Source organism: Poseidonibacter sp., assembly GCF_041821165.1.
GTDB lineage: Bacteria > Campylobacterota > Campylobacteria > Campylobacterales > Arcobacteraceae > Poseidonibacter.
Genome location: NZ_JBGUES010000190.1, coordinates 1 through 4274 on the forward strand (window position 1 = coordinate 1; position 4274 = coordinate 4274).

Below are 4274 nucleotides of genomic sequence, written 5' to 3' on the forward strand. Positions count from 1 at the left end.
TTTTATTTGATAATTTAAGTCATTTAAATATTTTACTTATTAAAAAAATCACAAGTAAATTTCTCTTTAATTTCTTTTAAATCACATTTAGTTAATATCCTTTTTTATAAAAGGGATATTTTGGAAACATCAAACTTAAAAGCACATATATTTGTATTACTTGCAACTTTTTTAGTTGCTGGTTCATTTTTAGCTTCACATAATTTAGCAACAGTAGTTAATCCATTTTCATTGACTTTATTAAGATTTGTTATTTCTTTTATATTATTAGCACCTTTTATTTTACTTCAAAGCTCAAGAAGGTCTGAAATAATTCCAATGCTTCCAAGAGCAATGGTAATAAGCTTTTTTTATTCAGGTTATTTCTTAGCTATGTTTGAAGCACTAAAAACGACTACAGTTTTAAATACTGGCACTTTATATACCTTAGTTCCTTTACTTACAGCAATTTTTGCTTTTTTTATTTTTAAAGAAAAAATCACATTTAATAAATTCATTGTTTATCTAATAGGTGTATTTGGAACTATTTGGGTTATTTTTAAAGCAGATATTCAATTGCTTTTAGAGTTTTCTTTAAATAGTGGAGATTATATTTATATTATAGGTGCAGTTAGTATGTGTTTTTATTCAATTTCACTAAAACTTGTACATAAAAAAAGTGATAACTCTTTAAATATGGTATTTGCAACATTAATTGGTGGAATGTTTTGGATGAGTCTTTTTATGCTTTTTTTTAATGAACCTTTAAACTGGACATTAATACAAGGCGATTTAGTTTATAGTATGCTGTACTTAGCAATTATTACAACATTGCTTACTTTATATTTATACCAAAAAGCAACTGCTATTTTAGGACCAACAAGAGTTATGTCTTATGTATATTTAAATCCAATAGCAGTAGTACTTTTACTTTTTGTAGTACAAAACGTAGCAATTGAAACTGTAATAATTCCAGGAATTTTAATCTCTTGTATAGCTACATTTTTTCTTCAAAGAAATAATAAAGCTATCAAGAGTGAATGATTTTATTTGTTTTATCTACTAAAAACTCTTTTTTTATAAACTCTTCACCATTTATCAAAATAGATATAAAATGCTTTCCTAAATAGTGTTTTCTTGTTGTCATATTTTTAAAGCTTTGTTTTTTAACAAACTTTTTTGAAGTGGATTTTATCTCATTTTGACTTATCATAAAGACTTTTTTATTATGAGTATTATTTGATTTTAAATAATCGATAGCATATTCTATTCTTACATTTCCAATATTTTCATTTGAAATAATCTCAAAAGAAAAAGTCAAATTTGCATCAATATTTACTAAAGAATCATAAAAAAAGTTTGTAATATCTAAATGAGCAGATTTATCAAAATCAAAGAGTTTTAAAATCTCTTTATCGCCTTTTTTAAGTAGTGTTCTACTGCAATGTTTACAAACCCAATCAAGCTCTTTTGTTTTGCCTAAATTTGTTTTTACAAACTCTATTACAAGGTGTGGATTATCTTTTGAAATATCATTTAAATTATTTGCTACAGATTTTCTTACATATAAACTTATGTCATTTTTTAAAATCTCGATTATTTCAAGCACTTTTGTAGGGTCTTTTTTATATTTAGCTAATGCAATAGCCCAAGGAAGTCTAGGCCTACAACCCTCACTTGCTAGTCTTCTTAAGTGTTCATTTGAACTTTGACTCCATTTGTGCATTTGCTTCATTGTTTTATCTTCGTACTTTAAAATAAATTGTCTAATAGCAAACTCACTACTAGAATCAATAGTAAAAACCTCTAATGCTTTTATAGAATTATCAAAATCATCAAGCCCGTAAACTTCAACAAAATCTTGAAAAAACATAGCTTCAAATGAAAAAAAATCTTTTGAAACCGCTTTTAAAATTTCTAATTGTTTACAATAGGGTAGTGCAAGATATTTATGAATAGTTATTGCAATATGACGCATTCGAGCTTTTAATTCAAAGTTTTCCCAACCTTGATTAAAAATAGAGTTTATAAAACTACTTGTATCAAAATCTGTATAGTTCTCTTTTATTTTAAATGCTAGGTTTTTTATATAATCTTTTGTATATACGTTTTTTAGTTGTTCTGCCATATTCTTATTTTTCTCATTTCTTTAAACTAGTTTCTCTTTTATATTATCATAAAGCATAAATTTGAATTAAAAGTATCTCATATTGAAACAAAAACCCAAAAATTAACACAACTATTTCCATATTTATTCTATAATTCAAAAATAAAAAAATATACAATATATTAGGAAAAAAAATGTCTTATAGAACTTTAGAAGAAGAAATAAAAGTATTAGAACAAGGACTTCCTCCTTTAGACGGTGATGGATTTATTGGTGGAAGGTTAGACCCAAAAGAAGCTAGTTTAGTTTTAATTCCAGTTCCTTGGGAAGCTACTGTTTCATTTGGTGAAGGAACTGCTAATGCTCCTGATGCTATAAGACTTTCAAGCCACCAACTTGATGTTGAAACTTTTCATTATATTAAGCCTTATATTGCAGGTATTGCTATGCTTGAAACTGATAAAAGTTTATTAAAACTTAGTAGTAAAGCTAGAAAAAAAGCTTTAAAAGTAATCCAAGCTCTTGAAGATGGAAAAACAAATAAAAAAGCTTTAAAATTTGTAAATGAATCATCAGCTGCTTTAAATACTTCTGTTTATGAAAAAGCAATAAAACAAATAAAAAAAGGTAAATTTGTAGGAGTTGTTGGTGGTGATCATTCTTGCCCATTAGGACTTATTAAAGCTTTAAATGACACACAAGATGAAGATTTTGGAATCTTACATGTTGATGCTCACCATGATTTAAGAAAAGCCTATGAAGACTTTACTTATTCTCATGCTTCAATTTTTTATAATGCTATGAATGAATGTGAAAAAATCTCTAAATTAGTTCAATTTGGAATTAGAGATTACAGTAGTGAAGAAGCTCAAAGAATGAAAGAGTACGGTGTAAAAGGTGCATGTTTATATGATACGGATATGCAAGCTCAACTTTCAAGCGGAAAATCTTTAGAAGAAGTTTATACACCTTATATCGAACAACTTCCTCAAAATGTTTATTTATCAATTGATATTGATGGATTAGAACCTCTAAACTGTCCAAATACAGGAACACCAGTACCAGGTGGTTTAAGATATGGTGAGTTAGAACACTTAATATTTATGATTGTAAAAAGTGGAAGACATATTATAGGTTTTGACCTTTGTGAAGTTGGTGATAGTGCTGATGGTTGGGATGCAAATGTTGGTTCAAGAATTTTATACCAACTATGTGGGGCATTACTTGCAAGTCAAGAAAAGATAGATTTTAAATAATCTATTTTTAATAAATTCAAGGATTTTTTTACTTATGATAGATAGTGTACTAAACTATAGCAAACTTATTAATGCAAATACAAGAAAAATTAGTAGATGAAATTTAATACTTATAAAACAATGAAGTTAAACTATGTTTTAACATTTTTCTTTGGTATTAGTATTAGTATTTTAATTGGATACTCAAGTTATCATATTAACTTAGATAAGAAACAAATGCTTTTTGATTCATTAACAAAAAAAATAACTCATCAGATTTATAATAGAATGGATACATATAGAGAAGTTCTATATAGTGGTCTAGGATTTTTTGAAGCTTCGAATGAAGTTACGAGAAAAGAATGGAGTATTTTTGTTACAAAACTTCAAATACAAAAATATTTTTCTGGTATACAAGGATTAGGTTACACACTAGTCCTAAGAGAGAATGAATTAGAAAAAAATATTAAACAGATTAGGTCTCAAGGTTTTGAATCATATAAAATATTTCCAAAGGGAAAAAGAGATTTATATACTTCTATAATATTTCTAGAACCTTTTAATCAAAGAAATATAAGAGCCTTTGGTTATGATATGTATTCTGAAAAAATACGACGAAAAGCAATGAATAATGCTATTGAAACAGGTCTTCCTTCACTTAGTGGTAAAGTAAAACTTGTTCAAGAAAATGGTATAGATGAACAAACAGGCTTTTTATTTTATGCTCCTTTATATAAGAAAAATATGCCTTTAGAAACAAAACAACAACGTTACGATGCAATTGAAGGTTTTGTTTATGCAGTATTTCGTACAAAAGATTTCCTAACAAATACTATTAAAGATTCTTTGCCTCTTATTGATTTAAAAATGTATGATGGAAATACTAAAAGTAGTAATATGCTTTTATATGAGTCAAACTCTCAAATAGATATAAATGAAAATTTTAATAAAAC

General features: G+C 26.5%; 4 protein-coding genes. 3 read left to right on the forward strand and 1 reads right to left on the reverse strand.

Annotation, left to right across the window (positions count from 1 at the left end):
* Nucleotides 1–120 precede the first annotated feature (120 nt).
* Complete coding sequence (locus ACERKK_RS11620; protein ID WP_373773243.1) at nt 121–1023, forward strand: DMT family transporter; 903 nt, start codon at nt 121–123, stop codon at nt 1021–1023.
* On the opposite strand, the gene ACERKK_RS11625 is transcribed toward ACERKK_RS11620, so the two are convergent.
* Nucleotides 1010–2107, reverse strand: coding sequence for a DNA alkylation repair protein (locus ACERKK_RS11625; RefSeq protein WP_373773244.1), 1098 nt, complete (start codon nt 2105–2107; stop codon nt 1010–1012). The two genes, ACERKK_RS11620 and ACERKK_RS11625, sit on opposite strands and share 14 nt — an antisense overlap.
* A gap of 173 nt (nt 2108–2280) precedes the next feature.
* Here ACERKK_RS11625 and ACERKK_RS11630 point away from each other — a divergent pair, with 173 nt between their 5' ends.
* Both ACERKK_RS11630 and ACERKK_RS11635 read left to right on the forward strand, forming a co-directional pair.
* Nucleotides 2281–3342 (forward strand): agmatinase family protein, encoded by a 1062-nt coding sequence (locus ACERKK_RS11630; protein ID WP_373773245.1) that lies wholly within the window; start codon nt 2281–2283, stop codon nt 3340–3342.
* A 96-nt stretch (nt 3343–3438) separates the two neighbouring features.
* Nucleotides 3439–4274: CHASE domain-containing protein (locus tag ACERKK_RS11635; protein ID WP_373773246.1), on the forward strand; the 836-nt coding region annotated here is incomplete at its 3' end.